Annotated in this window: 1 pseudogene; it reads right to left on the bottom strand. The window is 69.2% G+C overall.

The features are described from left to right. Window positions 1-234, bottom strand: a pseudogene (locus tag KVT44_RS57210) (50S ribosomal protein L2); the annotation flags it as partial.

Genomic DNA, 234 nt, shown 5'->3' with positions numbered 1-234 from the left:
GCTCTCCATCGCGAGCAGCAGCACCGAGGCGACGGCGGAGCGGGCGAGCATGGCGCCGCCACCGGGACGGATCTCGAGCGCGTGGATCGTGGTACCGACCGGGATGATGCGGAGGGCCAGGTTGTTGCCCGGCTTGATGTCGGTCCCGTGACCGTTCTCGTCGCGGTCACCCTGCTGCTGGTTGCGCGGGGCGAGGATGTAGCGCTTCTCGTCGTCGTCTGAGTGCAGCAGCGC

Source organism: Streptomyces sp. GbtcB7 (genome assembly GCF_019091445.1).
Lineage (GTDB): Bacteria > Actinomycetota > Actinomycetes > Streptomycetales > Streptomycetaceae > Streptomyces > Streptomyces mirabilis.
This window is presented reverse-complemented; position numbering and strand designations above follow the sequence as displayed.